Genomic DNA, 25,933 nt, shown 5'->3' on the forward strand with positions numbered 1-25,933 from the left:
GCTCAGCGTTCGCCGGACTGCGGCCGACCGATGAGGCGATAACGCCCGGTGACGGCGCCGAGCAGCCATTCGATCGGGCCGAGGCCGACGACGCGCCACCACCCGAGCCCGATCAGCACCAGCCCCGGCACGAGCACCAGCCACAGTCCCCATTCGGTGCGCTGGTATCCGATGCCCATCGACCACCACCACGCGATGAGGGCGATCTGCAGCACATACAGGCTCAGCGCGACCGAACCGCACGCCCGCAGGGGCACCGCCAGCACCCGCAGCACCCGCCGCAGGGCGGGTGAGCGCACGCCCGCGAGGCCGGCCACCCCCGCGTAGACGAGCAGCACGAGCGCGAGGTCGTGGGCTGTGTCGATCCACCCGCCCGACGGCCATCCGCCGGGAAGGGTCGCGGTCGCGATCGGCTCCACCGCGGCGAGCATCAGCCCGACGCCGGCGATCGGGCCGAGCGCGGCACCCGCGGGCATTCCACGACGTGCGGCGAGCACACCGAGCAGGAACATCGGCAGAAGACTCAGCAGGCGGTAGTTGGCGCCGAGGGCGACCCACCGTGCGGCATCCGCAGCGATCGGCACCGAGAGGTCGGCGACCGCAGGCCCGAGCAGGAGCTGGGCGGTCTGCACGAGCGGCTCGGCGAGCAGAACGAGCGCCGCCGCGATGCCGACGATCCACACCGAGGAGAGCACGAGCAGCGGCGCCGCGACGATGAGCAGCACGCCGAGGTAGGCGAGCACGACGTCGACCCATCCGCCCCACGCGGCGAGCCAGACACCGAGCACGATGAGGATGACCCCGCGCGCCATCTGCTGCACCACGACGACGCCCCGCCGACCGGGAACGGTGCGATCCCACACCAGCTGTGCGGAGATCCCCATGACGAACGCGAACAGCGGGGACGCCAGGTCGTTCAGTTCGTCCATCGCGAGGTCGATGGGCGCCGGCATCCCGCGCAGCAGGGCTCCGTCGGCGTGGGCGATGAGCATCGCGACGATCGCGATGCCGCGGAGCACGTCGGGCACGACGAGGCGACCGATCTGACGCCGGGGCGCGACCGGGGCATGGGATGCGGTCTGGAGGGGGTGCGACATCCGCTCTTCTTCTCCGGGGGGGGAGCGTGCGGCCATGCTAGCGAGGCCGCGTGTCGAGGATGTTGCGGGCCGGAGTGACGGTGGGTCAGGCCGGCGTCGGGGCTGCCGGCGTTCGACGCACGCGGCGGTAGAGGGCGACCACGCCGACGACGACGAGCCCGAGGAGCGCGAGCAGGCTGGTCACGTGCAGCGGCATCCCCCAGGGCGAGGCATCCCCTCCGGTGATCCCGTAGGTGTCGGCGAGCGCCATGCCGACGCCGAACGAGGTGAAGATGTAGGCCGGCTCGCCCAACACGAGGAGCGTCAGATAGATCGCGGTGGCGGCGAGCACGCCGATCGCGCGCTCGATGATGACCACCACGAGCATCACCGCGCCCAACGCGACGCCGATCCCGAGCACGATGCCCACGGTCAGCTCGTTGAGTGATTCGCCCGCTGACTCGACGTCCGCACGGATCGACGCGAGATCGGACCCCGGCCAGGCCGCGAGCGGGTTCAGCACTAACACCTGCACGGCGGCCAGCGCCGCATAGGCGATGACGAGCACGGTGCCGACCACGGCGACGGTGATCGCCGCACTCCGCCCGCGCGCCGCCGTCATAGCCACACCATAGCAACGGGCCGCAGCGCAACCGGGCGTCGATGTCGGCGCCCGGCGGGAAGATAGAGGGATGAGCGAGGTGCTCGATCGGTTCTCGCCTGCCACGCAGGACTGGTTCCGTGGCGCCTTCGCGGCCCCCACCACCGCCCAGGTGGGCGCGTGGGAGGCGATCTCGGGAGGCCGGAACGCACTGGTGGTCGCGCCGACCGGCTCGGGCAAGACGCTGTCGGCGTTCCTCTGGGCGATCGATCGGGTCTTCCGCGAGAAGTCGGCGACTGCTCCGGCGACGGATGCCCCCTCCACCCGCATCCTCTACATCTCACCCCTGAAGGCACTCGGCGTCGACGTCGAACGCAACCTGCGCTCACCGCTCGTCGGCATCGGCCAGTCGGCACGACGCCTCGGGCTCGATGTGCCCGCGGTGACCGTGGGCGTGCGGTCGGGCGACACGACCTCGGGCGACCGGCGCAGACTCGTGCAGGCGCCGCCCGACATCCTCATCACGACCCCCGAGTCGCTCTACCTGATGCTCACGTCGCAGGCGGGCGACACCCTGCGAGGGGTGCACACGGTCATCGTCGACGAGGTGCACGCGGTCGCGGCCACGAAGCGCGGGGCGCACCTGGCCGTGAGCCTGGAACGGCTCGACGACCTGCTCGACCGTCCCGCCCAGCGCATCGGCCTGTCGGCCACGGTGCGCCCGATCGACGCGGTCGCCGGCTTCCTCGGCGGTGCCGCACCGGTCGACATCGTCGCGCCCCGCGCCTCGAAGACCTTCGACCTGTCCGTCGTCGTGCCCGTCGACGACATGCTGCATCCCCCACCGCCCCCGGGTGAACCGCCCGCTGCGGGCGGGCGTGAGGAGGCGGCATCCGACGACTGGTTCGCCGAGGGCACGTCGAACACCGAGATCACCGGATCGGTGTGGCCGCACGTCGAGGAGGCGATCGTCGACCGGGTGCTCGAGCGCCGGTCGACGATCGTCTTCGCCAACTCGCGACGCCTCGCCGAACGACTCACCGGGCGGCTGAACGAGGTCTACGCGGAGCGCCTGGGGCTCGACCTGCCGACCGCCTCGGCGCCGCCGGCCGCCGTGATGGCGCAGGCCGGCGCGACCGCCGGGGCCGACCCCGTGCTCGCGAAAGCGCACCACGGCTCGGTCTCGAAGGAGCAGCGCGCGCAGGTCGAAGACGAGCTGAAGTCGGGCGCGCTGCGATGCGTGGTCGCGACCTCGAGCCTCGAGCTCGGCATCGACATGGGCGCGGTCGACCTCGTGATCCAGGTCGAGGCGCCGCCGTCGGCGGCGTCGGGTCTGCAGCGCGTGGGCCGCGCCGGCCACCAGGTCGGCGAGGTGTCGACGGCCGCCCTCTTCCCGAAGCACCGCGGCGACGTGCTGCACACGGCGGTCGTCACCGAGCGCATGCTGCACGGACAGATCGAAGAGGTGCGCATCCCGCAGAACCCGCTCGACATCCTCGCCCAGCAGACGGTGGCCGCCGCCGCCCGCGGGGCGATCGACGTCGAGGCCTGGTTCGAGACCGTGCGGCGCAGCGCCCCGTTCCGGTCGCTCCCACGCTCGGCCTACGAGGCCACCCTCGACCTGCTCGCCGGGCGCTATCCGTCAGACGAGTTCGCGGAGCTGCGACCCCGCGTCGTGTGGGACCGCGACGCCGGCACCCTCACGGGGCGACCGGGCGCGCAGCGCATCGCCGTGACGAGCGGCGGCACGATCCCCGACCGCGGCCTGTTCGGCGTGTTCGTCGCCGGCGAGACGCAGAACGCGCGAGTGGGCGAGCTCGACGAGGAGATGGTCTACGAGTCGAGGGTGAACGACGTCTTCACCCTCGGCACCACCAGCTGGCGCATCGTCGAGATCACCCATGACCGCGTGAACGTCGTGCCCGCGTTCGGGCAGCCCGGCAAGGTGCCGTTCTGGCACGGCGACGGCATCGGGCGCCCCGCCGAGCTCGGCGAGGCCCTCGGCCGCTTCTCGCGCGAGGTGTCGGCCGCGGGTCGCGAGAAGGCCGTGCCCCGCCTCGTCGAGGCGGGGCTCGACGAGAACGCGATCGACAACCTGCTGGCCTACCTCGACGAGCAGAAGGAGGCTACCGGCTCGGTGCCCACCGACCGGCAGCTCACCGTCGAGCGCGGTCACGACGAGGTCGGCGACTGGCGCATCATCCTGCACTCCCCCTACGGCATGCAGGTGCACGCGCCGTGGGCGCTCGCGGTCAACGCGCGCATCCGGGAGCGCCTCGGCGTCGAGGGCTCGGCGGTCGCGAGCGACGACGGCATCATCGCGCGCATCCCCGACGCGACGAGCGAGCCACCCGGCGCCGAGCTGTTCGTCTTCGACGCCGACGAGCTGGAGCAGATCGTCACCGACGAGGTCGGCGGGTCGGCTCTCTTCGCCTCTCGCTTCCGCGAATGCGCCGCGCGCGCGCTGCTGATGCCGCGTACCAACCCGAACCGGCGGAGCCCCCTGTGGCAGCAGCGGCAGCGCTCGGCGCAGCTGCTCGAGGTGGCCCGCCGGCATCCGACGTTCCCGATCATCCTCGAGACCCTCCGCGAGGTGCTGCAGGACGTCTACGACCTGCCCGCCCTCACCCGCATCGCCCGCAGCATCGCCGACCGGCGCATCCGACTCGTCGAGACCACCACGACGCAGCCGTCGCCCTTCGCCCGCGACCTGCTCTTCGGCTACGTCGGCGCGTTCATGTACGAGGGCGACTCGCCGCTGGCGGAGCGCCGCGCCGCCGCGCTCTCGGTCGACCCGGCGCTGCTGAGCGAGCTGCTCGGCAAGGTCGAGCTGCGGGAGCTGCTCGACCCCGACGTGATCGCGCAGTTCGAGCGGGAGGCCCAGCGCCTCGACCCCGGGCGGCGGGTGCGCGGGCGCGAGGGGGTCGCCGACCTGCTGCGCCTGCTCGGCCCCCTCGATGCCGACGAGATCGCCCTGCGTCTGCAGGCCGATGACGACGAGGATGCCGCGGCCACCCCGGCCCGCGCCAGCGCGCTCGCGCACGACCTCGTCGACGCGCGCCGCGCGATCGCGGTGACCATCGCCGGACACCCCCGCTTCGCCGCGATCGAAGACGCCGGGCGCCTGCGCGACGCGCTCGGCGCGGCGCTGCCGGTGGGCATCCCGACGGCGTTCCTCGAACCGGTCACCGACCCACTCGCCGACCTCGTCGCCCGCCACGCACGCACGCACGGTCCGTTCACCGTCGCCGCGGTCGCCGAGCGGCTGGGCCTCGGCGCCGCCGTCGCCCGCCACGCCCTGCAGCGCCTCGACGCCGTCGGACGGGTCACGAGCGGATACTTCCTGCCCGAGGCATCCGGGTCGACCGACGACCTGGAGTGGTGCGACAGCGAGGTGCTGCGTCGACTGCGGATGCGCTCGCTCGCCGCGATCCGGGGCAGCGTCGAACCGGTGCCGCCCGAGGCGTTCGCACGCTTCCTGCCGGTCTGGCAGCACGTCACACGTCCCCTCGAGGGCGTCGACGGCGTGCTGCAGGTCGTCGAGCAGCTCGCGGGGGTGCCGATCCCGGCGAGCGCCTGGGAGTCGCTCATCCTCCCGTCGCGCGTGCGCGACTACACACCGGCGCTTCTCGACGAGCTCACCGCGTCGGGAGAGGTGCTGTGGTCCGGGCACGGCACCCTGCCCGGCAGAGACGGCTGGATCGCGCTGCATCCGGCGGATGCGGCATCCGTCACCCTCGCCGCACCCGACGACGACGCGACACCCGGCGAGCTCGAGCGGGCTGTGCTCGAGGCGCTCGCGGGCGGCGGAGCGTACTTCGCGGCACAGCTGCGGCAGGTGACGGGCGCCGAGAACGAGCAGTCGGTCATCGAGGCACTGTGGGCGCTCGCCTGGACCGGACGCATCACCAACGACACGTTCGCGCCGGTGCGGGCGCTGCTCGCCGGCGGCTCGCAGGCCCACCGCGTCGCGCGGCGCGCCCCGCGGGCACGGATGTACCGCGGCACGCCGATCGCCCGGCCGGCGGCGCCGCCGCGCCCCGCGGCGATCGGCGGACGCTGGTCGCTGCTGCCGGAGCCCGAGACCGACCCGACCGTCCGCGCCACCGCGGCCGCCTCGCTGCTGCTCGACAGGTACGGCGTCGTCACCCGAGGCTCGGTGCAGAACGAGGGACTTCCCGGTGGCTTCGCGCAGGCCTACCGCGTGCTCGCCGGGTTCGAGGAGGCGGGGCACTGCCGCCGCGGCTACGTGATCGAGAAGCTCGGCGCGGCACAGTTCGCCGCCTCGTCGACGATCGACCGGCTGCGCGAGTACGCCGCGCTCGCCGATCCGCCGCCGCTCGAGGCGGTCGCTCTCGCGGCCACCGACCCCGCCAACCCCTACGGCGCCGCCCTCGCCTGGCCCGGGCTCGACGGCATCACGCACCGCCCCGGCCGCAAGGCGGGCGCGGTCGTCGTGCTCGTCGACGGTGCACTGGCGCTCTACCTCGAGCGCGGCGGCAAGACCGCGCTCGCGTTCACCGACGACGAGGCTGTGCTCGCCGCGGCATCCCGTGCCCTCGTCGCGACGGCGCGCGGCGGGCGCCTCGACACTCTGACCGTCGAACAGGTCAACGGCGTGTTCGTGTTCGGCACGCCCGCCGGTCGCGCGCTGCGGGAGGCGGGATTCGTCGAGGCGACGCGCGGGCTCACGCTGCGGCGCCAGCTCGAGGGCGCACGTGCCTGAGGGCGACACCGTCTTCCAGACTGCGCGCCGGCTGCACGAGGCGCTCGCGGGCGACGTCGTCACCCGGTTCGAGCTGCGCGTGCCGCAGGTCGCGACCGCCGATCTCACCGGCGAGACCGTGCACGGCGTGATCCCCCGCGGAAAGCACCTGCTGCAGCGCATCGGCGACATGTCGGTGCACTCGCACCTCAAGATGGAGGGCCAGTGGCACCTCTACCGTCCCGGTGAGGCGTGGCGCGCACCGGCCTTCAAGGCCCGGGCGATCGTCGGCACCGCCCGCGCCCTCGCGGTCGGGTTCGACCTCGCCATGGTCGACGTCGTGCCCACGGACCACGAGGACGAGCTCGTCGGCTACCTCGGCCCCGACACGCTCGGACCCGACTGGGACGCCGTGGAGGCCGCCCGACGCCTCAGCGCCGACGAGCGGCCGGCCCACGTCGCCCTGCTCGATCAGCGCAACCTCGCCGGTCTCGGCAACGAATACGTCAACGAGCTGCTGTTCCTGCGGGGCATCGACCCGCACACCCCGGCGAGCGCGGTGGACACGCTCGCTCTCGCGCAGGCGGGGGCGCGCCTCATCCGGGGCAACCGCGACCGCGCCCGTCGCACGTTCACCGGCATCGACAAGCCGGGGCAGCGCACGTGGGTCTACCGCCGCGCCCGCCAGCCCTGCCGGCGGTGCGGGACGACGATCACCGAGACCACGCTCGGCGCCGACCCCACCGCGCAGCGCAACGTCTTCTGGTGCCCGCGCTGCCAGCCGGCCCTGTGACGCGGCATGCCGGCCCGGCGACGGCGGACCCGCCTGCCGCACCCCGATGGCCGCACCTCAGAAGAAGGTCATCTCCCCGCCGGTGAGGTTGATCGTCGCGCCGGTCACGAACGAGGAGTCGGGCGAGGCGAGCCAGGCGACCGCTCCCCCGACGTCCGTGGGCGTGCCCATCCGACCGGCAGGGATCCGTGCCGCGTACGCGGCGATCTCCTCGTCGAGCGACCGACCCGTCTCGGCGGCCCGCGCGGTGAACGCCGTGCGCATCATGTCCGATTCCATCGTTCCCGGGCACAGGGCGTTCACGCGGATGCCCTCCTCGGCGTGCTCGACGGCGAGGGCCTGCACGAGCGCGATCGAGAACGCCTTCGAGCCCGAGTAGACCCCCCAGCCCTCCCACGCCTGCTTGCCGGTCTGCGACGAGATCACCACGACCGACCCGCCCGCCCGCATCACCGCGAGCACCGCGCGCAGCGTGCGCATCACGCCCCACACGTTCACATCGACCAAGCGCGCGACGTCGTCCCACGCGGCATCGACGAGTCGGGTCGCGGGGATCGCGATCCCCGCACCGACGACGAGCACGTCGATCCCGCCGTGCACGGCGACGACGGCATCGACCGCGCGTCGCACCGCGCTGCCGTCGGTCACGTCAACACGCACGAAGCTCAGCGGATCGTCCGGCGACAGCGCGGCGAGGTCCGTCCACGCGGCATCCACCGGTTCCGCGACGTCGAGCACGATCACCCGGGCGCCGTCGGCGGCCAGCCGATCCGCCGCGCCCCGGCCGAGCCCCCGCGCGCCGCCGGTCACCAGAGCGACGCGCGGGAGGGTCTCGGCTGCGCTCACGCGGTCGCCCACCGCTTCTCGAGCGCGCGGGCGATCGACACGATGCGTTCGTCGGCCCCCCGGCGGCCGACGATCTGCATTCCCACCGGCAGTCCCGACGTCGGCGCCGGGATGGCGACGACCGGGTGCCCGGTCACCCCGAACGGGCGCGTGAACACGCTGAGCGCGTCTCGGAACTCGATCGGGTCACTGCCGATGAGGGGTGCGACGATCGCGCACGTCGGCAGGATCAGCGCGTCGGCACCGGCCGCGTCGAGTGCGTCGTCGATGATCTTGCGCAGCCCCTCACGGGACTCCTGCGCACGGATGTAGTCGACGGCGGTGGTGCGCAGCCCCCGCTCCATCAGTTCGCGGATGTCGGCGCCCATCGTCTCCGGACGCTCGAGCAGCTGCTCGGCGTTGCTCGCGGCCGACTCGGCGTACAGGATCGTCAGCCCCGCCCAGATGAACGCGTCCGCAGACGGCAGATCGGCGGAGGGCAGGCCCTCGGAGACCCGCGCCCAGGATGCCGCGACCGTCTCGTCGACCGTCGTCGCCGTGACCCAGTCGCGCGCGGCGATGAGGGTGAACTCCCCCGGGTCGGCGATCGCCTCGGGGCCGAGCAGACCCGCGTCGACATACGCGCGCGCGAACGTGTCGACATCGCGCGACATCGGGCCGATCGTGTCGAACGAGGGAGCGAGGGGCCAGACGCCGTCGAGCGAGAAGCGCCCGTGAGTCGGTCGCAGACCCGCCGTGCCGCTCAGCGCCGACGGGATGCGCACGGAGCCGCCCGTGTCGGTGCCGAGGGCGAGGTCGGCCATGCCGAGACCGACCGCCGTCGCCGACCCGCCGGAGGAGCCGCCCGCGATGCGCGCCGGATCGACGGGGTTGCCGACGGGCCCGAAGTGCGGGTTGCCGCTCGTGGGACCGAGGGCGAGCTCGTGCAGGTTCGTCTTGCCGATGACGCCCCAGCCGGCGGCGCGGAGCGCCGCTACCACGGGAGCATCGGAGTCCGCCGTCGGCACCACGGGCAGCTCGGTTCCGCGGGTCGTGGGCATGCCCGCGACATCCACCAGATCCTTCACCGCGAGGATCGGACCGTCGAAGTCGGCGGCCTCGTCCACCCAGATGAACGCGTTCGTGTCGCTGTGGGCTGCGATCGACGACTTCGCGTCGCCGAGGCTCGTCACGTCGGCGCTCATGCGAGGGCCAGCGCGAGAGGACGGATGGGGCTGCCGGTCGCGCCGCGGATCTTCAGAGCCGCGCCGATGAAGGCGAACTCGTACATCTGCGCGGCGCTGAGGCCCTCGAGGTCGGCGATCTCGAGCATGGGCACGCCCGCCTCCGCGAGGAGGTAGGTGTGCACGTCGTGGAAGTTCTCCGGGTCCTGCGACGGACGCACCTCGATCGCGGCGTTGTCGGAGCCGATGATCGCGGCGCCCTGCTTCGCGATCCACTCGGCACCGTCACGGGCGATGCCGGGCTCGTCGACGATGTACGCGTCGGAGTCGGGCCACGCCTGCATGCGGCCGGTGCGGATGAACACGACGTCACCGGGCTGGATCGCCACGCCCTGCGCCTTCGCGGTGTCGGCGAGCAGCTCCGGTGTGATCAGGAAGCTCGGCGGCAGCTGCGCCGTGCCCTCGTGGGCGGCGACGTCGAGCAGGATGCCGCGGGTGATGATCGGCGGGTGCTTGTCGGCTCCGCCCTTCGTCCAGTAGCGGCTGCCGAGGTGCTTGTCCTGGCTGAAGTTGTTCCAGATCGACTGCCCGTACCCGAAGTGGTTGAGCGCGTCGACGTGAGTTCCCGTGTGCGTGTACATCGAGATCGAGTCGCTCGAATAGCCGACCAGGCTGTTCTGCGCCTCGCCGACCCCGATGACATCGTCGACCAGGTTGCCCTGGGGGGTGTGGGTCATCCAGATCTGGAATGCCGGGTCGCCGAAGGCCTGCCAGCTCGGCATGCCGATGAAGTAGTCGACGGAGAGGTCGACGGGGGCACCCGTCACCCGCCGCAGCAGTTCGTCGCTGGCGACGTCGTTGAGCAGGTTGAGCATGCCGATCTCGTCGTCGACTCCGAACGGACTGGTGCTCACCTCCCGGAAGGTGGCGGCGCGTGCGGCGATCTTCGCGCCGAGTGCCGCGTTGACGGTGGCGTCTGCGCACATGGTGTGGCTCCTGTTCTGTGGCGAGGGATCAGCTGGCGGTGCGGAGGCGGCGTTCGCGTCCGTACACGAGGAGGATGAGGATGATCGCGACGCCCTGCGCGATCTGACGCCCGGCGATGGGCACCGCGGCGGCACTCAGTGCGTCATCGAGCACGGCGAGTACGAGCACGCCCGCGATCGTGCCGACGTAGCTGCCGCGGCCGCCGAGGATCGATGCCCCGCCGATGACGACGGCGGCGACCGAGGTGAGCGTGTACTGGTCGCCGATGCCGTACGCGCCGGTGCCGGTGTAGCCGGCGAGCACGATTCCGGCGACCGCGGAGAGCGCGCCGGTGACGCCGTAGACGCCGAGCAGGGTGCGCAGGCGGCGCAGGCCGGCGAGCTCGGCGGCCCGCGGGTTCGAGCCGAACGCGTACACCGAGCGGCCGAAGGTCGTGAACCGCATCAGCACGATGATGAAGACGGCGACCGCGACCCAGACGAACACGGCCCCGGGGACTCCGCCGATGCGGGTGGTCATGGCGGCCGAGATGGACGGATGCGGCTGTCCTCCGGACTGGCCGTTCGTGATCACGAGCACGAAGCCGCTGACGATCGCCGCCATGCCGAGGGTCATCACCATGGGGTTGATGCCGAACAGCGAGATACCGAGCGCGTTCACGCAGCCGATGGCCGCACCGATGAGCACGATGGCCCCGAGCACGAGCAGGGGCCACTCCGCATCCGCGGTCCACTGCACCGTCAGCACGTCGGAGGCGGAGATGACGGCTCCCACCGACAGGTCGATGCCCGCGGCGACGATGACGAGGGTCTGTCCGGCCGAGGCGATGCCGAGCACCGCGGCGACCCCGAGCAGCACGCCCAGGTGTCCGACGGTGAGAAAGCTCCCGCTCTGCGCTTGCGCCACGAGCATGAGCACGGCGAGCGCGACGTAGGAGAGCACCGCGGGCGGGATCGAGGCGATGCGCTTGCGCGCGGTGGCGGGCAGGGCAGTCATCGTGTGACCTCCGGGGTGGATGCGGCGCCGGGTCGTCGTCCGAGGGGGATCCAGCGACCCGTCACCACCTTCGACAGGGCGAGCGAGAGGATCAGCAGCGAGCCGTCGACGATGCCCTGGTAGAACGAGGACACCCCGGCGAACTGCGTGACATTGGTGATGAGGGTGAGGGCGAGGGCACCCGCGAGCGCACCGGGGATGAGCCCGCGCCCGCCGGCGAACGAGATGCCGCCGAGGACGGCGGCGGTGATCGCCTTGAGCGTGTAGGACTGGCCGGAGAGCGGGTCGCCGACCGAGGTGATGCCGCTGAGCGCGACGCCGCCGAGCCCGAGGATGACCCCCGAGAGCCCGAAGACGAACAGCTTCGTGCCGGGCAGCGAGATGCGCGAGAGGTAGGCGCCGAGCTCGTCCGAGCCGAGGCCGTAGATCTTGCGGCCCATCGGCGTGCGCGCGAGCCAGACCGTGACGATCAGCAGCACCAGGGTGACGTACATGGGCGCCGGACCGTAGATCCACACCGTGAACTCGGTCGGCACCGAGCCGCCGGGGCGGGACATGATGAACAGCGCGATGCCGGCCCAGATGGTCGACATGGCGAGGGTGACGATGATCGACGGCAGCCGCAGGAACGCCACGAATGAGCCGGTGATGAGTCCGCACACGAGACCGACGACGATGCCGAGCACGATCGCGAGCACCGCGTTGTCGGGGGTGAGTGTCGCGATCAGCACGTTCACGAGGGTCAGCACGGCGCCGATGCTGAGGTCGATCTCGGCGATCAGCATGAGGTACCCGGCGGCCGCGGCGGCGAACAGCAGCACGAGCGACGACCCGAACACGAACTCGAGGTTTCCGGCGGTGAGGAAGGTCGGCTGGAAGGCGACGTTGAGCGCGACGAGCACGAGCAGGATCGCCCAGATCAGCAGGTCGCTGACCTCGATGCTGCGCCGCGTGCTGCGGCGGACGGCGGTGACGGCGGACATCATGCTCCCAACATGTTCTTGAGGAGGGCCGGTTCGGTGATCTCGTCGCCGACGAGCTCGGCGACGATCGCGTCGTCGTGGAACACGAGCACCCGGTCGCAGAGGCCGACGAGCTCGGGCAGCTCGGTGGAGTTGAAGACGACGGCGACGCCCGAGTCGGCGAGTTCGCGCAGCACACGGTAGATGTCGGCCTTCGCGCCCGCGTCGATGCCGCGGGTGGGGTCGTCGAGCAGTACGACCCGCGGCTCGACGAGCAGCGAACGCCCGATGAGCACCTTCTGCTGGTTTCCGCCTGAGAGGGTCTCGACCGCGACCGCGGAGGTGTGGGTCTTGACCGAGAGCAGCGAGATGACGTGGTCGGCAGCGGCGGTCTCGGCGCGGCGCGAGAGGAACCCGAGGCGGGAGACGCGGCGCAGGGCGCTGAGAGTCGCGTTCAGGCGCACCGAATGCTTCAGGATGAGCCCCTCGGTGCCACGGTCCTCGGGCACGTAGGCGACGCCGAGGCGCTGCATCCGTGTCACGTTCAGGCGACGGATCGGCTTGCGTTCACCGACGGCCACCGTCGCGCCTCGACTGGAGTCGGCACCGGCGATCGCTCGCATCGCGTGCTTCTGGCCGTGGCCCTGCAGGCCCGCGAGCCCGAGGATCTCGCCCTGTGCGACGGCGATGCGCGCGTCACCGAGGTCGGGGATGTGCGCGGTGAGGGCGGGGGCGCCGGTCGCGTCGTGCGGGGTGCGGGCGATGCGCTCGAGCGGCTCGAGCGCCTTCCCGGCGAGCTGGGCGAGCAGGCGCTCGCGCGTGGTGTCCGCGGTGCCGCCGGTCCAGACGAGCGCGCCGTCGGTGATAACGCTGACGGTGTCGGCGACGGCGAAGACCTCATCCATGCGGTGCGAGACGAAGAGCACGGATGCCCCGTCCGCCGCCAGCTCGCGACTGATGCGCAGCAGGTTCTCGGCGTCGGGCTGGTCGAGCGACGAGGTGGCTTCGTCGAGGATGAGAAGCCGCGGGTCGTTGCCGAGCGCCCGCGCGATCTCGACGAGCTGCAGCTGGGCGAGGCTCAGGGTGCGGCAGGGGGCCCCGAGCGGCAGGTCGATGCGGTAGCGATCGAGGATCTCGGCGGCGCGGGCGTTGAGCCGGCGCTCGCTGATCGTGCCGAGGATCGTACGGGGATAGTGGCCGAGCATGATGTTCTCGGCCACGGTGAGTGCCGGCAGCACCGACAGCTCCTGGAAGACGGTGATGATGCCTGCTCGCGCGGAGGCGGAGGTGCTGCCGGGAGCGACGGTGCGCTCACCGGCGAGGACGGCGCCCTCCGTGGGCGAGACCGTGCCCGACAGCAGCTTGACGAGCGTGCTCTTGCCGGAGCCGTTCTGCCCGAGGACCGCGTGCACTTCGCCGGGGGCGAAGGCGAGCGACACGTCGGAGAGGGCGCGGACCGGCCCGTAGGTCTTGGTGAGTCCGGAGACGGCGAACCCGCCGGGGGCGGTGGCCCGCGGAGACCGGCTGGTCTCCGCGGGCGCCGCTCCCTCGTGCAACGAGGCAGACATCGGTGTGGTTCCTTACTTCTGGACCATGTAGTTCGTGTACAGGTCCTGCTCGGCGACGATCGGGACATCCACGTGGGAGCCGGCCGGGGTGTTGAGCTTCAGATAGGTGTCGAGGTTCTCGTTGGTGATGAGCTCGTGGCTCAGCACCGGCTCACGGTCCTTCATCTCCCAGCCCTGGCGGAGCTTCACGCCGGCCCAGAGCGCGTCGAGCACGATGGCGGGCGACACGACGATGCCGACGGTCTGGTAGCCGCGCTCATCGCGAAGCTTGGCCCACGTCTCGAGGAACCCACCGAGGCCGTCACCGACGATCGGAGGCAGCTGCAACCCCTCGTCGTCGAAGGCGCTCGCGATGCTCGGCGCCATGCTGCCCTGCGTCCAGACGGCGGCGATGTCCTTGTTGTTGGCAAGGACGGTGGCCATCTTCTGCTTGGCGGTGGCGCCGTTCCAGTCGGCGTACTCCTTGATGACCGTGATGCCGGGGTACTTCGCGAAGACGTCGGAGGCGAGCTTCTCGCGGGCGTCCGAGAGCGGGGCGCCGGCGGTGCCGTTCATCATCACGACGGTGCCCTTGCCGCCGATGAACTCGGCGAGCTTCTCGGCCGTGCCGGCCGAGATGAGCTGCTCGTCCTGGTACATGTTCACGGACTTGGTGCTGGTGATCGGGTTGTCGAAGCTGACCACGGTCACGCCGCGGGCGATGGCGGCATCCACCACTCCGTTGAGCGCGTCCGCCGAGGCGGCGTCGATGAGGATGAGGTTCGCGCCCTGGTTGACCATCGTCTGGATCTGCTGGGCCTGGGTCGCGGCCGTGCCGTCGGCGTTCTGGATGATGTAGTCCGAGATGACGCCTTCCTGCTTGAGGGTGGTGGCCTCGGCCTCGAAGTCCTTGAGCATCTGCGGACGCCAGACCGAGTCGACGTTCGAGTTGCTCAGGCCGACGACGATCTTCTCGCCGCCGGAGGTCGACGAGCCGGATGCGGTGCCCGCACATGCGGAGAGGGCGAGGGCACCGGCCGCGACAGCCGCGACGGCTGCAAGTCGGAGCTTCTTCATGGGGGATTCCTTCGTGTGTATGGGACAACGGGTGTGGTGCACGGAGGTGGAGCAGGTTCGTAGGGGTGTCAGAGCATGACGTCGCCGCCGGTCGCGTTCATCACGGCGCCGGTGTAGTAGGCGCCGCCGGCGGAGGCGAGCAGCACGGCGGTGGGGGCGATCTCGTCGACGCTGCCGGCGCGCCCGAGGGGCACCTCGGCGAGCTTGCGAGCGACGACGTCGGCGGGGAGCGACGCGAGCATCTCGGTGTTGATCGGACCGGGGGCGATCGTGTTGGCAGTGATGCCGTGCGGGGCGAGCTCGCGGGCGATCGCCCGCATGAAGCCGTGCACGCCGGCCTTCGCCGCGCAGTAGTGGGGCATACCGACCGAGCCGATCATGCCGAGGTTCGAGCCGATGCTGATGATGCGGCCCGACTTCTGCGGGATCATGACGCGCGCGGCGGCGCGGGTGCAGTGGAAGACACCGGTGAGGTTCACCGCGATCATCCGCTCCCACTGATCGTCGCTCATCTCGGTGATGGCGCCGGTGTTGTCGATGCCCGCGTTGTTGACCAGGATGTCGAGGCGGCCGTGCTGCGCGACGATCTCAGCGAAGATGGCGTCGACGCACGCGGAGTCGGTGACATCGATGGCCGCAGCGGATGCCCCGGGGATGTCGGCGGCCGCTGCCGTGGCACGGGCGGCGTCGACATCAGCTACCACGACTGTGGCACCCTCGGCGGCGAAGTGCGCCGCGATGGCCCGGCCGATGCCGCCGGCGGCGCCGGTGACGAGGGCGACCTTTCCGTCGAGGAGCGGCTCGCGGTAGCGGATCTCTGCGGGGGACATGCGGACCTTTCGATCCGGCTGGCGGTCAACCGGATAAGTAGCATGCTACCCATCACCCACCACCGTCTCCCCCGGGGGAGTGAGTGTTTTACCCGACCGAAACAGACATGTAACATGCCACTCTCATCCGAAGAGAGCGGGCAACAGCACCGAACCGACCACCAGCACCGGCACGGCGAGCACTGTCGTGAGCGACACGGCGTCGCGGGCGAGGGTCGTGGCGGACTCGTAGCGCGATGCGTAGACGTAGACGTTCTGCGCTGTGGGCAGTGACGCGCAGAGCACGGCCGCCATGAGGTCTTTGCCTGCCAGCCCGAAGACGAGCGTCCCCACGATCGTGGCGACGATCGGCGCGGCGAACGACTTCAGTACGACGGCGACGAGCGTCTGCGCCACGGCGCCGCGCCGCAGCGGAAGCCCGTGGCGCTGCAGCCCCATGCCGAACGCGAGCAGCATGATCGGCACCGTCGCATGCCCGAGCAGCGAGAACGGCTCGAGGATCGCGTCGGGCAGTACGAGCCCGCTGGCGCTCACGGCGACGCCGGCAAGCGAGGCGACCACGATCGGATTGCGGAACGGACGCAGCAGACGTTGTCCGATGGACTGCCCGACACCCGAGGCGATGTCGAGGATCGCCATGCTCACGGGGGCGAGGATGATGAGCTGGAACAGCATCACGGGCGCGATGAGAGTGGCGCTGCCGAGCACATAGGTCGCCACCGGCAGCCCGAGATTCCCCGCGTTCACGTACCCGCTCGCGAGACCGCCGACGACGGCGGTCGGCACGCCCCAGCGCGCGACCGCCGCGACGATCGCGAAGACGGCGATGCCGAACAGCGCCGCGATGGCAACGGTGGCGAGCGAGACGCTGAAGATCGAGTCGATGCGGCTGGTCGAGAGCAGGTAGAACATCAGCGCCGGTGTGCCGAGCGTGAACGCCACCATCGAGAGCACGCGTTCCGCGTTGTCGGGGAGCAGTCGCATCCGCCCCACGACGAAGCCGAGGAGGATGAGCGAGCCCACCACTCCGAAGCCGATGAGCACACCCGACACGCGAACCTCGATCCGATCGGCGACGTTCACCGAGTCATGTAGCATGCTACATACACACGAGAGTGGACCCTTCACTCTTCACTGGGGGCTCGAGGAGGGAACCTCGTCATGACGTCGCTCGCAAAGGTGCGCACACAGGAAACACTTACATCGCAGGTCGTCACCTCGATCCGCGCCGCCATCAAGGACGGCACGATGCCGGGCGGCGTGCTGCACTCGGTCGGCTCGATCGCCGACCAGCTCGGCGTCTCCCGTACGCCCGTGCGCGAGGCAGTGCTGCAGCTCGCGAACCTCGGGCTCGTGGAGATCCAGAAGAACCGCGGCTTCATCGTCATCGAGCATGACCCGGCCGATCTCGAGCGCATCTTCCAGATCCGCTCGTGGCTCGAGGTGCCGGCCGCGGGCCTCGCCGCCCAGGCCGACGCGAAGGCCAAGCAGCGCATCCAGCACGCCTACGACCGCATGCTCGAGGTCGCCGCCGCCGGCCGCTCCGCCGACCTCGAGCGCTACGACGCCCAGTTCCACTCCGCGATCCTCAGCGCCACCGGCAATGCGCGACTCGCGAGCATCGTCGACGACCTGCGCGACCTGCTGATCAACCGTCGCCACACCACGACCGACCGCCTCCACAGCCCGATCGACATCGCCCACGATCACGACGAGATCCTGCGCGGCATCATGACGGGCGATTCGGCTCTGGCCGAGGCCGCGATGCAGGAGCACCTCAGCCGAATCCGCGGCGACGTGCTCCACATCCTCGCGACGTCGTAGCCGACACGTCAAACGGCGGTGATCGCGCCGGTCACGAGGCCGACGAGCTCCTCACCGGAGACGTCCTCGGTACGCACCCCCTGCACGACGTTGCCCGCTCGCATTACCCACACCTGGGACGAGAGGCGCTTCACCTGCTCGAAGTTGTGCGAGACCACGAGCACCGTCTCACCGGCATCGACGACGCGGCGGATCAGCCCCTCGACTTGAGCGGTCTCCCGCAGCCCAAGCGCCGCCGTGGGCTCGTCGAGGATGATGAGGCCGCGGGCCCACATCACACCCCGTGCGATCGCGACCGCCTGCCGCTGCCCACCGGAGAGGCGTTTGACCGGCCTCGTCACCGACGGCACGTTGACGGCGAGGTCGGCGACGAGACGATGCGCCTCGCGCTTCATCTCGCCGCGGCGGAGGAAACGCAGCGGACCGATGCCGGCGGTGAGCTCGCGGTCCATGTAGAGGTTCTGCCAGATGCTGAGCTGATCGCTCAGCGCGAGATCCTGGTACACCGTCTCGATGCCCGCCGCCCGCGCATGCTTGGGCGAGGAGAAGCGCACGTCCTTCCCATCGATGGTGATCGTTCCGCTGTCGGGCGTGATGAGCCCCGTCAGGCATTTGACCAGCGTCGACTTGCCGGCACCGTTGTCACCGACGATGGCCGTGACCTCGCCGCGACGAGCTGTGAGGGAGGCGCCCTTCAGCGCCTCGACGCTGCCGAACGTCTTGCGGATGTCGCGGAGTTCGACCTTGATGTCGTTCACTTTCGACCTCTCATGAGCATGGCGGCGGCGATCACGACGATGCCGATGACCAGGGGCGAGTAGAAGGCGCTCACGCCGACGAGCGTGAGGCCGGACTGCAGGAATGTCAGGAGGATGGCGCCCAGGATGGGCCCGATGATCGTGGCTCGACCTCCGAAGAGGCTCACCCCGCCGAGCACGACGGCCGCGATCGCCTTGAGCAGGTAGTCGGTATTGGTCGCCGGCTGGCTCGACCCGATGTACGAGGTCAGGAGCACGGCCCCCACCCCGCCCATCAGACCGCAGATGACATACCCGGCGAGCTTGACGCGGGCGACCTTGAGTCCCATGGCGCGGGCGGCGTCGGGGTTGTCGCCGACTGCGAGGAGGTGAGTGCCGAACCGAGTGTGGAACAGCACGATGTGCAGGAGGACACCGATCGCGAGCGCGATGAGGAAATTGAACCGGATGCCACCCACCGACGTGATGCTGACGAAGGTGAGAGCGCGTTCGGGGATCTGCACGGGCTTGCCCTGCGAGAAGATCAGGCTGAGCCCCATCACGAGGCTCATACTCCCCAGGGTGACGATGAAGTCGGGGATCCTCACCCAGCCGATGATGACGCCGTTGAGCGCGCCGACCGACAGTCCCGTTGCCATCGCGACCAGGCAGCACAGCCATAGCGGCAGTCCGGCCTGATAGGCGAGCCCCATCGTGACGCTGCCCAGCGCGACCGTCGACGCGAGCGACAGATCGATACCGGCGAGCGTCACCGCGAACGTCGCTCCCAGAGCCAGCACGATCGGGATCGTGGAGTCGGCGAGCATGCTCGTCAGGCTCGGCCAGGTGAGGAACTTCGGGTTGACGATGGTGAACGTGACCGTGAGCAGGACGAGTGCCACAGGAGCGGTCGCGCGGGTCCACAGATCCTCGTTCGCGAGGCGACGACGAAGGGTGCGCGTGCTGGCTGTGATCGGATTCGTCGTGTCGACGGGACTGGTCTGGGTGGACATGGGTGAAGATCCCCGATCGTTGCGGATTACTGGAAGGGGTTCGGGACCACGAAGTCCGACGGCGGCGCCGGGAAGGCGTCGAGTGCGGCCTGGGCGTTGTCCTTCGTCACGGTGAGCACGGGCGTCTCGACGCTGGTCGGGATGGTCTTGCCGCTGTGAGCTGCGATGCAGGCCTGCACGGACTGGGCGCCCATCAGGTACGGGAACTGCTCGATCGCCGCCGGCTCACCGCCGGCCACGATGTCCTTGAGCTGGTCTTGGGTGCCGTCGATTCCGATCACCGCGACCTGGCCCTTCTTGCCCGCTTCTTCGACGGCTTGCTGGATGCCGAGGGCCATGTCGCCCGAGGGTGTGAAGAAGCCCTTGATGTTCGGGTTGGCGAGCAGGATCGTGGCGGCCGCGCTCTTCGCCTTCGCCTTGTCGAAATCGGCGGCGACGGTCTGCGTGATCGTCAGAGTGCCGTTGACCGCGTCGGTGAACCCCTTGAGGCGGGCGTTGCTGCCGGGATCGCCGACGAGCCCGCCGATGAGCGCGACGCCGTCACCCTTCGAGAGGAGGTTCATCATCGCCTTTCCTCCGGCCTGACCGGCAGTCTCGTTGTTGGTGCCGACGTAGGTCGTGATGTTCACGCCTGCGGACTTCGCGGCGCTCGTGTCGATCGGCAGGTCCAGGTTGACGATCGGCGTGCCGGCAGCCGAGATCGGAGCGAGTCCGGTCAGCAGGTTGGTCTGGCTTGTGGGGTTGACGATGTAGCAGTCGTAGCCTTCGGTGGCGAGGGCGTTCAGCTTCGCCGCCTGACCCGAGTCGTCGGTGACGTTGTCGGCGGCGACGACCGTCAGCGAGACGCCGTCCTGGGTCGCCTCAGCCTGGGCTCCCTGCGCCATCGCACCGAAGTAGGTGTTGTCGAGCGGCTTCAGCACGAGAGCGATCTTGATGGATCCGGAAGAACCGGTCGATGACGGAGTCGATGACGACGAACAGCCCGCGAGGGCCGTCACTAGAATCGAAGCCGTCGCGACAACGACGAGGCCGGCGCTGCGCTTGCGTACGAAAAGGGACATCTCTTTCTCTCCTTTGAGGGTGGGGATTGGTCCGCCTGTCACGCGGTGACGCGATGGCTGGTTGCAGCTGGGGTTCCCATACACCGCTGCAGCCAGCCGTTCTTCTGCCTGGCCCCGCGTCAGGGCCGTGGGCTCATCCCGGCGAGGAACCGGCGAGGAGCGGCGAAGCCGTGAGCGGCACGCAGCCGCAGGTCGTTCCGAACTCGATGTCAATGTCGACCGTGAGCGTGCGGGGGGCACGCGCCGGATCTGCCGAGCGGTCAGCGAGCAACTCCATCGTGCGCGCGGCCACTTCATGAGCGGGGACGACCCCTTGCGTGGGCTTGAGGCCGGTGTAGGTCGCCTCGCCGATCGAATCGATCGTGGTGACCAGCACATCGCGAGGGATCTGGAGACCCAGCCGAGAGATCGCGGCGATGACGCCCCAGAACATGCGGTTGTTGGTCGTGAACACCCCGAACGGAGGCGTGAGATCGCGGAAGATGCGGATCGCTCCCGCGGCGGCGTCGTCGGGGGTCACGTGCTCACCGGACACCCGTTCGACAAGGCCGGCACGTCGCATCGCCGACTGGTATCCGCGCTCGCGTTCGGCGACGGACGAGACGGATCGACGCCCGGCGACGAGCACGACATCGCGCATCCCGTGATGCCGGACGAGGTGCTCGACCAACCGGTCGGCGGCGCGGTGGTCGTCCGCGAGCACATGATCGGCGAGACCCTCGACGGCGGGCACCGTACGATCGACGATCACCGTCGGAATCTCGTGCACGGCATCGGGGAGGCTGGGCGCTCCGGCCGGAAGGACGATCAGGCTGTCGACTCGCTGTTGGCGGAATGTGCGCAGGTATCGCTCCTCCTGCGCCTGCTCCTCGTCGGAGTCGCCGAGGAGCAGGGTCGGACTCGCGGATGTCAATCTCTCCTCGATCGCGCGCGTCAGCAGACTGAAATAGCCGTTGCGCACGTCGGGGATGATCAGGCCCACCGTGCCCGAGCGGCGGGTGCGCAGTCCGGCAGCGGCTGCGTCGCCCACGTAGCTAAGCGCAGCCACCGAGTCCATGACCCGGCGACGCGTCGCCTCGGTGACGTACTGCTCGCCGTTGAGTACGCGGGAGACCGTCTTGACGGAGACCCCCGCATGCTCGGCGATGTCGACGAGCCGTGCCGGCGGTCGGAGCCCGGAGGCTCCTCGTTCGGAACTCATTCGCGCCACCACGAAGGCGATGATCCACGGGTCATAGCTCGTCCTCTCGCCTCTCACGATCGTGCGGCGCTTGTGGCGCCCGGCACGAAGGTCGTCCCGGTCATGTCGACGACATCCGCCGGCGGATACTCTTCCGCATCCCACCAGCCTGCGGCGACGCCGGCGATGAGCGCTGCACCGCGTGAGACTGCTTCACGCTCGGATGCCATCGCGAGGTTGCCCGTCGCCCGGTGCATCTTCGCCTCCACCCAGCGCCGCGAACGCAGTCCCCCGCCGATGAGTAGGGTGCGTCCCGTGACGCCGGCCATGCGTCGCATCTCGACCTCCGCCTGCGCGGCGGCGGCGGCGTACCCCTCGAGGGTGGCCGCCCATGCGACCTCCGGCGCGACCTGCCGGACGTGCTCGGGCACGTCGCCCGCCTGCATCGAGAGCAGGTCCTCGACGGCGAGCGGCTCAGCCTGCACGCGGATGGCCGCGAACTCGATGTCGTTGCGCGTGCCGCCGACATGCTCGAGGAGGGACGACATCGCAAGGCCCGGCCGCAGCGTCTCCCACAGCAGCATGTGCCGCGATGTGCCGGGCCACGCCGTGAGCGTGAGATCGCCCGGAAGGGCGGGCGCCACGGGATGCGGTGCACCCTTCACTGCCTGCCAGCTCACGACCAGGGGCTCCCCGGTTCCGAGCGAGTCGATCACCTCGTTCTTCTCGCCGCCTGCGCCGACCACTCCGACGGGGTGGTCGTGTCCGGCGATCGTGACCGGGATACCCGCGGGCAACCCGCTCCACTCCGCCCCGGGCCCGCCGATGCGCCCGAGCAGGGTGCCCGCTTGGCGTGCCGGCGCCCACGCGATGTGGTCGAGTCCGACGGCGGCGAGGATCTCGCGATCGTATCGATGGGATATCGGATCGTATGCGCCGCTCGTCGCAGCGAGCGACTGCTCCTGCCCGAGGGCGCCCGTGAGTCGCCAGAGCACGACCCCGGCGACGCCCGTCCACGTGCCCTCGACGACGGCTCCTGCCTGCTGGAGCCACCCGAGCTTCGCGATGCTCGTGACGTCTCGCGCCTCTCGTCCGGTTCGCCGCAGGATTTCCGACGCACCGAAACGGGAGAGCAGGGTTTTCACGACCGACGCCCCGCGCCGGTCGTGCCAAGCGACGAGAGGAAGATCGGTCGGGCCGTCGGCGCGAATGGTGGTTCCCGTCTCACCCATGCTGGCGATTCCGACTCCCGCGACCCGGTGTCGCAGCTCACCGAGGTGGGCAACGGCGTCGTGAACGGCGTCGAGCAGAGCAGTCGGAGTCATCTCCACGCCGCTGCGGTTCGCGACGAACGGCGTCGGAGCGGTACCGATGCCGAGCGAGCGTCCGTGTCGATCGACGGCATTCGCCTTGATCGAGGACGTACCCAGGTCGATGCCCAGGAGCAACTCGTCGCGCATGATTCCAGGTCTCCTTCGACGCCGGTTCTGTCTAACGATGGACAAGCTAACAGAGGTCCCCTACTCTGTCTACCGTTGTCAGAAAATCGCAACCCCCGGCTGCGAACAACGTCGTTCATGCGAAGGAGCACTCGTGCCACTCATCACCCTGCGTCAAGCCCTCGATGCCGCCAAAGCCGGCGCGTATGGGGTCGGCGCCTTCAACGTCACCGACCTCGTCCAGGCGGAAGCCGTGCTGGATGCCGCACGGGAGACCGATTCACCCGTGATCCTGCAGACGATCGCGGGTTCCTCCGCCCACGGTGACGAGGGGGCGTTCTGGGAGGCGCTGGTCGCACTCATCCACCGCTACGACGAGGTGCCGGTCGTTCTCCACCTCGACCACGGGGCATCCTTCGAGGACTGCGCGCGAGCGATCGAAGCCGGCTTCACGAGCGTCATGATCGACGGCAGCCTTCTCCCCGACCGCGTCACGCACGCCAGCTTCGAGGAGAACGCCGCACTGACCCGAAAGGTCGTCGAGTACGCGCACGCCCGCGGAGTCTCGGTGGAGGGTGAGCTCGGCACGATCGGCGGCTCGGAGGACGGCGGCGCGACGGTCAAGGAGATCGTGCTCGCCGACCCCGACGAGGCGGAACGCTTCGTCGCCTTGACCGACGTCGATGCACTCGCCGTCGCGATCGGCACGTCCCACGGCGCGTACAAGTTCACCAGCCCGCCCGACGGGTCGGTGCTGCACATGGACCTCATCTCGGCGATTGCGGCGCGCATCCCCGAGACCGCGTTGGTGATGCACGGATCGTCGTCGCTGCCGGCGGACCTGCGTGACGAGATCAATCGGTACGGCGGGAGCCTGCCCGAGTCGTGGGGGGTGCCCGAGGACGAGAAGGCGCGATCGACGAAGCTCGGGGTTCGCAAGATCAACCAGGGCATGGACTCGCACATGGCCTATGCCGCGGCGGCGCGACGCTCCCTCGCCGAGGACGGCCTGACCGTCGACCCGGCCCCGTTCCAGCGGGCCGCACGGCAGGCGATGGAGAAGATCGTCGCTGAGCGCATGCACGTCTTCGGGCAGGCCGGACAGGCATACCGCCACCGCTGATCAGCGCCCGATGTAGCGCCCCGGCCGGTGGTTCATGGCCAGCACCAGGTTCAGCACCACCGCGCCGGCGGCGCTCAGCAGCACTTTGTCCCACGACACGACAAGCAGTCCGGCGGCGATGATGAGCACGTCGAAGACCATCTGCGTCCAACCCGCACGGAAGCCCGTGCGCTCCTGCAGCACGATCGCGATGATGTTGATCCCGCCGAGGCTGGCGCGGTGGCGGAAGATGATGAGCACCCCGACGCCGACCATGAGGTTGCCGCCGAGGGTGCCGTAGACGGCATCGATGTGGCCGAGCTGCAGGAACGCGTGGTGCACGAGGGCGAACCCCGAGACGAGACCGATCGCGACGGCCGTGCGCACCGTGAAGTCCCAGCCCTTCTTCCAGATCGCGAGCACCGCGAACGGCAGGTTCACGATCGCGAAGAGCAGCGGTAACGGCCACGACGTCGCGTAGCCGAGAAGCAGGGCGAGGCCGGCAGTGCCGCCCGTCACTGCGCCGGCCGTCTGCAGCAGGTAGAGGCCGAACGACACCAGGAACGTGCCCGTCACGAGACCGAGCACGTCTTCGAGCAGTGAATGCCTCGTGGCGCTCTTCTCGAAGACGAGCGTGGGCGCCGTCGTCGGATCCGGTTCGACGCCCGTCGATGCGCCGTACGGGGCGGATGCCGCGTCCCCCGCGCTCACTCGGCCTTTCGCCCTCCGGCCTCCAGCACGTCGCCGGCGGGAAGCTCGTGGTGTCCGCCGAACTGCAGGCGCATCGCCGAGAGCACCTGGTTGGCGTAGTGGTCCTCCCCGCGGGACGCGAACCGCTCGAACAGCGATGCGGCGAGCACCGGCGCGGGCACACCGACGTCGACCGCGGCCTTCACGGTCCAACGGCCCTCACCCGAGTCGGAGACTCGGCCGGCGAGCCCGTCGAGGGTGGGGTTCTCGGCGAGGGCGGCGGCGGTGAGATCGAGCAGCCACGACGAGATCACCGAGCCGCGGCGCCAGAGCTCCGCGACCTTCGGGGTGTCGATGGTGAACTGGTAGAACTCGGGCTCCTCGAGCGGCGCGACCTCAGCGGAGTGCTCGGCCTCGCGCACTCCCGCGTCGGCGTTCTTGAGGATGTTCAGTCCCTCGGCGAGCGCGGCCATGATGCCGTATTCGATGCCGTTGTGCACCATCTTCACGAAGTGTCCCGAGCCACTGGGGCCGGTGTGCAGGTAGCCGAGCTCCTCGGGGGCGAGCTCCCCGGTGCGGCCAGGGGTGCGCTCCACGTCGCCCGAGCCGGGCGCGATCGTGCGCAGCACCGGCTCGATGTGCGCGAACGCCTCGTCGGGTCCGCCGACCATGAGGCAGTAGCCGCGTTCGAGCCCGAAGACGCCGCCACTCGTACCGATGTCGACGAAGTGGATGCCGCTGTCCTTGAGCGCTGCGGCCCGCCGGACGTCGTCGTGGTAGTTCGAGTTGCCGCCGTCGATGACGATGTCCCCCGCCGCGAGGTGGGGGGAGATCTGATCGACGAGGGAGCCGGTGAGACCCGCCGGGATCATCAACCAGACCGTGCGCGGCACCTCGAGCTTCGAGACCAGGTCGGCGAGATCGGATGCCCCGACCGCGCCTTCGGCGACGAGGGCGGCGACGGAGTCTGGGTTGACGTCGTAGACGACGCAGTCGTGTCCGTCCCGCATCAGGCGACGAACGATGTTCGCCCCCATCCGTCCGAGTCCCACCATGGCGATCTGCATCGTCGTTCCCTTCGCGCTCATCCGATGTGCGGCGCTCGGGCGCCGTCGCTCGAGACCCGCGGGAAGTCTATTCCCGCGCCGCGACGGGGGCCCCGGCAGCCCCGGTTCTCCGCGTTCTGTCAAGCCCCGGGACGGTGTGTTCGGGCGGTGGCACGATCGGAGGGAACACGGCGACGGAGCCGGCCCACGAGGCATCCGTTGCGTCGTCCGCTCCGAATGGAGTGCACGGGAATGCAT

Annotated in this window: 22 protein-coding genes; 4 read left to right on the forward strand and 18 right to left on the reverse strand. The window is 70.2% G+C overall.

Annotated features, from left to right (window positions below; translation table 11 throughout):
- Window positions 1–2 precede the first annotated feature (2 nt).
- Both BGO15_RS09480 and BGO15_RS09485 read right to left on the reverse strand, forming a co-directional pair.
- Entirely contained in the window at window positions 3–1,097 is a 1,095-nt protein-coding gene (locus BGO15_RS09480) for a heparan-alpha-glucosaminide N-acetyltransferase domain-containing protein (RefSeq protein ID WP_045247416.1), read from the reverse strand.
- An 85-nt stretch (window positions 1,098–1,182) separates the two neighbouring features.
- Window positions 1,183–1,698 carry a hypothetical protein gene (locus BGO15_RS09485; RefSeq protein WP_056208303.1) on the reverse strand — a complete coding sequence of 172 codons (516 nt, stop codon included), beginning with the start codon at window positions 1,696–1,698 and terminating at the stop codon, window positions 1,183–1,185.
- A 70-nt stretch (window positions 1,699–1,768) separates the two neighbouring features.
- Between BGO15_RS09485 and BGO15_RS09490 the strand changes: the two genes are divergently transcribed.
- Together BGO15_RS09490 and BGO15_RS09495 are read left to right on the forward strand one after the other, a co-directional pair.
- Entirely contained in the window at window positions 1,769–6,403 is a 4,635-nt protein-coding gene (locus BGO15_RS09490) for an ATP-dependent helicase (protein WP_056518749.1), read from the forward strand.
- Window positions 6,396–7,175, forward strand: a complete 780-nt coding sequence (locus BGO15_RS09495) for a DNA-formamidopyrimidine glycosylase family protein (protein ID WP_056208302.1) — start codon at window positions 6,396–6,398, stop codon at window positions 7,173–7,175. The genes BGO15_RS09490 and BGO15_RS09495 overlap by 8 nt, the downstream gene beginning before the upstream one ends.
- A 57-nt stretch (window positions 7,176–7,232) precedes the next feature.
- On the opposite strand, the gene BGO15_RS09500 is transcribed toward BGO15_RS09495, so the two are convergent.
- The 9 genes from BGO15_RS09500 to BGO15_RS09540 all read right to left on the reverse strand — a co-directional run bounded on the left by BGO15_RS09500 (window position 7,233) and on the right by BGO15_RS09540 (window position 16,666).
- Window positions 7,233–8,021: an SDR family NAD(P)-dependent oxidoreductase gene (locus tag BGO15_RS09500; RefSeq protein ID WP_162237838.1), complete on the reverse strand. Its 789-nt coding sequence runs from the start codon at window positions 8,019–8,021 to the stop codon at window positions 7,233–7,235.
- Complete coding sequence (locus tag BGO15_RS09505; protein WP_056208296.1) at window positions 8,018–9,205, reverse strand: amidase; 1,188 nt, start codon at window positions 9,203–9,205, stop codon at window positions 8,018–8,020. Before BGO15_RS09505 ends, BGO15_RS09500 begins: the two co-directional genes overlap by 4 nt.
- Window positions 9,202–10,170 carry a cyclase family protein gene (locus BGO15_RS09510; RefSeq protein ID WP_056208294.1) on the reverse strand — a complete coding sequence of 323 codons (969 nt, stop codon included), beginning with the start codon at window positions 10,168–10,170 and terminating at the stop codon, window positions 9,202–9,204. Before BGO15_RS09510 ends, BGO15_RS09505 begins: the two co-directional genes overlap by 4 nt.
- Before the next feature lie 28 nt (window positions 10,171–10,198).
- Window positions 10,199–11,167 carry an ABC transporter permease gene (locus BGO15_RS09515; RefSeq protein WP_056208290.1) on the reverse strand — a complete coding sequence of 323 codons (969 nt, stop codon included), beginning with the start codon at window positions 11,165–11,167 and terminating at the stop codon, window positions 10,199–10,201.
- Window positions 11,164–12,153 (reverse strand): ABC transporter permease, encoded by a 990-nt coding sequence (locus BGO15_RS09520; protein WP_082486259.1) that lies wholly within the window; start codon window positions 12,151–12,153, stop codon window positions 11,164–11,166. Before BGO15_RS09520 ends, BGO15_RS09515 begins: the two co-directional genes overlap by 4 nt.
- Window positions 12,150–13,697 (reverse strand): sugar ABC transporter ATP-binding protein, encoded by a 1,548-nt coding sequence (locus BGO15_RS09525; RefSeq protein WP_056518752.1) that lies wholly within the window; start codon window positions 13,695–13,697, stop codon window positions 12,150–12,152. Before BGO15_RS09525 ends, BGO15_RS09520 begins: the two co-directional genes overlap by 4 nt.
- Window positions 13,698–13,709: 12 nt before the next feature.
- Window positions 13,710–14,753, reverse strand: a complete 1,044-nt coding sequence (locus BGO15_RS09530) for a substrate-binding domain-containing protein (protein ID WP_056518754.1) — start codon at window positions 14,751–14,753, stop codon at window positions 13,710–13,712.
- Between the two features lie 68 nt (window positions 14,754–14,821).
- The gene (locus tag BGO15_RS09535) at window positions 14,822–15,583 is read right to left on the reverse strand and encodes an SDR family NAD(P)-dependent oxidoreductase (protein WP_056518756.1); all 762 of its coding nucleotides are present in this window, start codon (window positions 15,581–15,583) and stop codon (window positions 14,822–14,824) included.
- A 123-nt stretch (window positions 15,584–15,706) separates the two neighbouring features.
- Window positions 15,707–16,666: an AEC family transporter gene (locus BGO15_RS09540; protein WP_200934393.1), complete on the reverse strand. Its 960-nt coding sequence runs from the start codon at window positions 16,664–16,666 to the stop codon at window positions 15,707–15,709.
- A gap of 78 nt (window positions 16,667–16,744) precedes the next feature.
- Between BGO15_RS09540 and BGO15_RS09545 the strand changes: the two genes are divergently transcribed.
- Window positions 16,745–17,407, forward strand: coding sequence for a GntR family transcriptional regulator (locus tag BGO15_RS09545; protein WP_056208270.1), 663 nt, complete (start codon window positions 16,745–16,747; stop codon window positions 17,405–17,407).
- An 8-nt stretch (window positions 17,408–17,415) separates the two neighbouring features.
- On the opposite strand, the gene BGO15_RS09550 is transcribed toward BGO15_RS09545, so the two are convergent.
- The 5 genes from BGO15_RS09550 to BGO15_RS09570 all read right to left on the reverse strand — a co-directional run bounded on the left by BGO15_RS09550 (window position 17,416) and on the right by BGO15_RS09570 (window position 22,858).
- A complete protein-coding gene (locus BGO15_RS09550; RefSeq protein ID WP_056208265.1) occupies window positions 17,416–18,165 on the reverse strand; it encodes an ATP-binding cassette domain-containing protein in 750 nt (249 codons plus the stop codon).
- Window positions 18,162–19,157 carry an ABC transporter permease gene (locus BGO15_RS09555; RefSeq protein ID WP_056518757.1) on the reverse strand — a complete coding sequence of 332 codons (996 nt, stop codon included), beginning with the start codon at window positions 19,155–19,157 and terminating at the stop codon, window positions 18,162–18,164. The genes BGO15_RS09550 and BGO15_RS09555 overlap by 4 nt, the downstream gene beginning before the upstream one ends.
- Before the next feature lie 26 nt (window positions 19,158–19,183).
- Entirely contained in the window at window positions 19,184–20,218 is a 1,035-nt protein-coding gene (locus BGO15_RS09560) for a substrate-binding domain-containing protein (RefSeq protein ID WP_162237839.1), read from the reverse strand.
- A 133-nt stretch (window positions 20,219–20,351) separates the two neighbouring features.
- A complete protein-coding gene (locus tag BGO15_RS09565) occupies window positions 20,352–21,419 on the reverse strand; it encodes a LacI family DNA-binding transcriptional regulator (protein ID WP_056518760.1) in 1,068 nt (355 codons plus the stop codon).
- A 53-nt stretch (window positions 21,420–21,472) separates the two neighbouring features.
- Complete coding sequence (locus BGO15_RS09570) at window positions 21,473–22,858, reverse strand: FGGY family carbohydrate kinase (RefSeq protein ID WP_056208255.1); 1,386 nt, start codon at window positions 22,856–22,858, stop codon at window positions 21,473–21,475.
- Between the two features lie 133 nt (window positions 22,859–22,991).
- On the opposite strand from BGO15_RS09570, the gene BGO15_RS09575 reads away from it, so the two are divergent.
- Window positions 22,992–23,960 (forward strand): ketose-bisphosphate aldolase, encoded by a 969-nt coding sequence (locus tag BGO15_RS09575; protein ID WP_045247407.1) that lies wholly within the window; start codon window positions 22,992–22,994, stop codon window positions 23,958–23,960.
- Here the strand turns inward: BGO15_RS09575 and BGO15_RS09580 are convergent, their stop codons facing one another.
- Both BGO15_RS09580 and gnd read right to left on the reverse strand, forming a co-directional pair.
- The gene (locus BGO15_RS09580) at window positions 23,961–24,650 is read right to left on the reverse strand and encodes a YitT family protein (RefSeq protein ID WP_056208248.1); all 690 of its coding nucleotides are present in this window, start codon (window positions 24,648–24,650) and stop codon (window positions 23,961–23,963) included.
- Window positions 24,647–25,717 (reverse strand): phosphogluconate dehydrogenase (NAD(+)-dependent, decarboxylating), encoded by a 1,071-nt coding sequence (gene gnd, locus BGO15_RS09585; RefSeq protein ID WP_235557376.1) that lies wholly within the window; start codon window positions 25,715–25,717, stop codon window positions 24,647–24,649. The genes BGO15_RS09580 and gnd overlap by 4 nt, the downstream gene beginning before the upstream one ends.
- Window positions 25,718–25,933 lie beyond the last annotated feature (216 nt).

Origin of the sequence: Microbacterium sp. 71-23 (genome assembly GCF_001897265.1) — a bacterium.
Taxonomy (GTDB): domain Bacteria; phylum Actinomycetota; class Actinomycetes; order Actinomycetales; family Microbacteriaceae; genus Microbacterium; species Microbacterium ginsengisoli.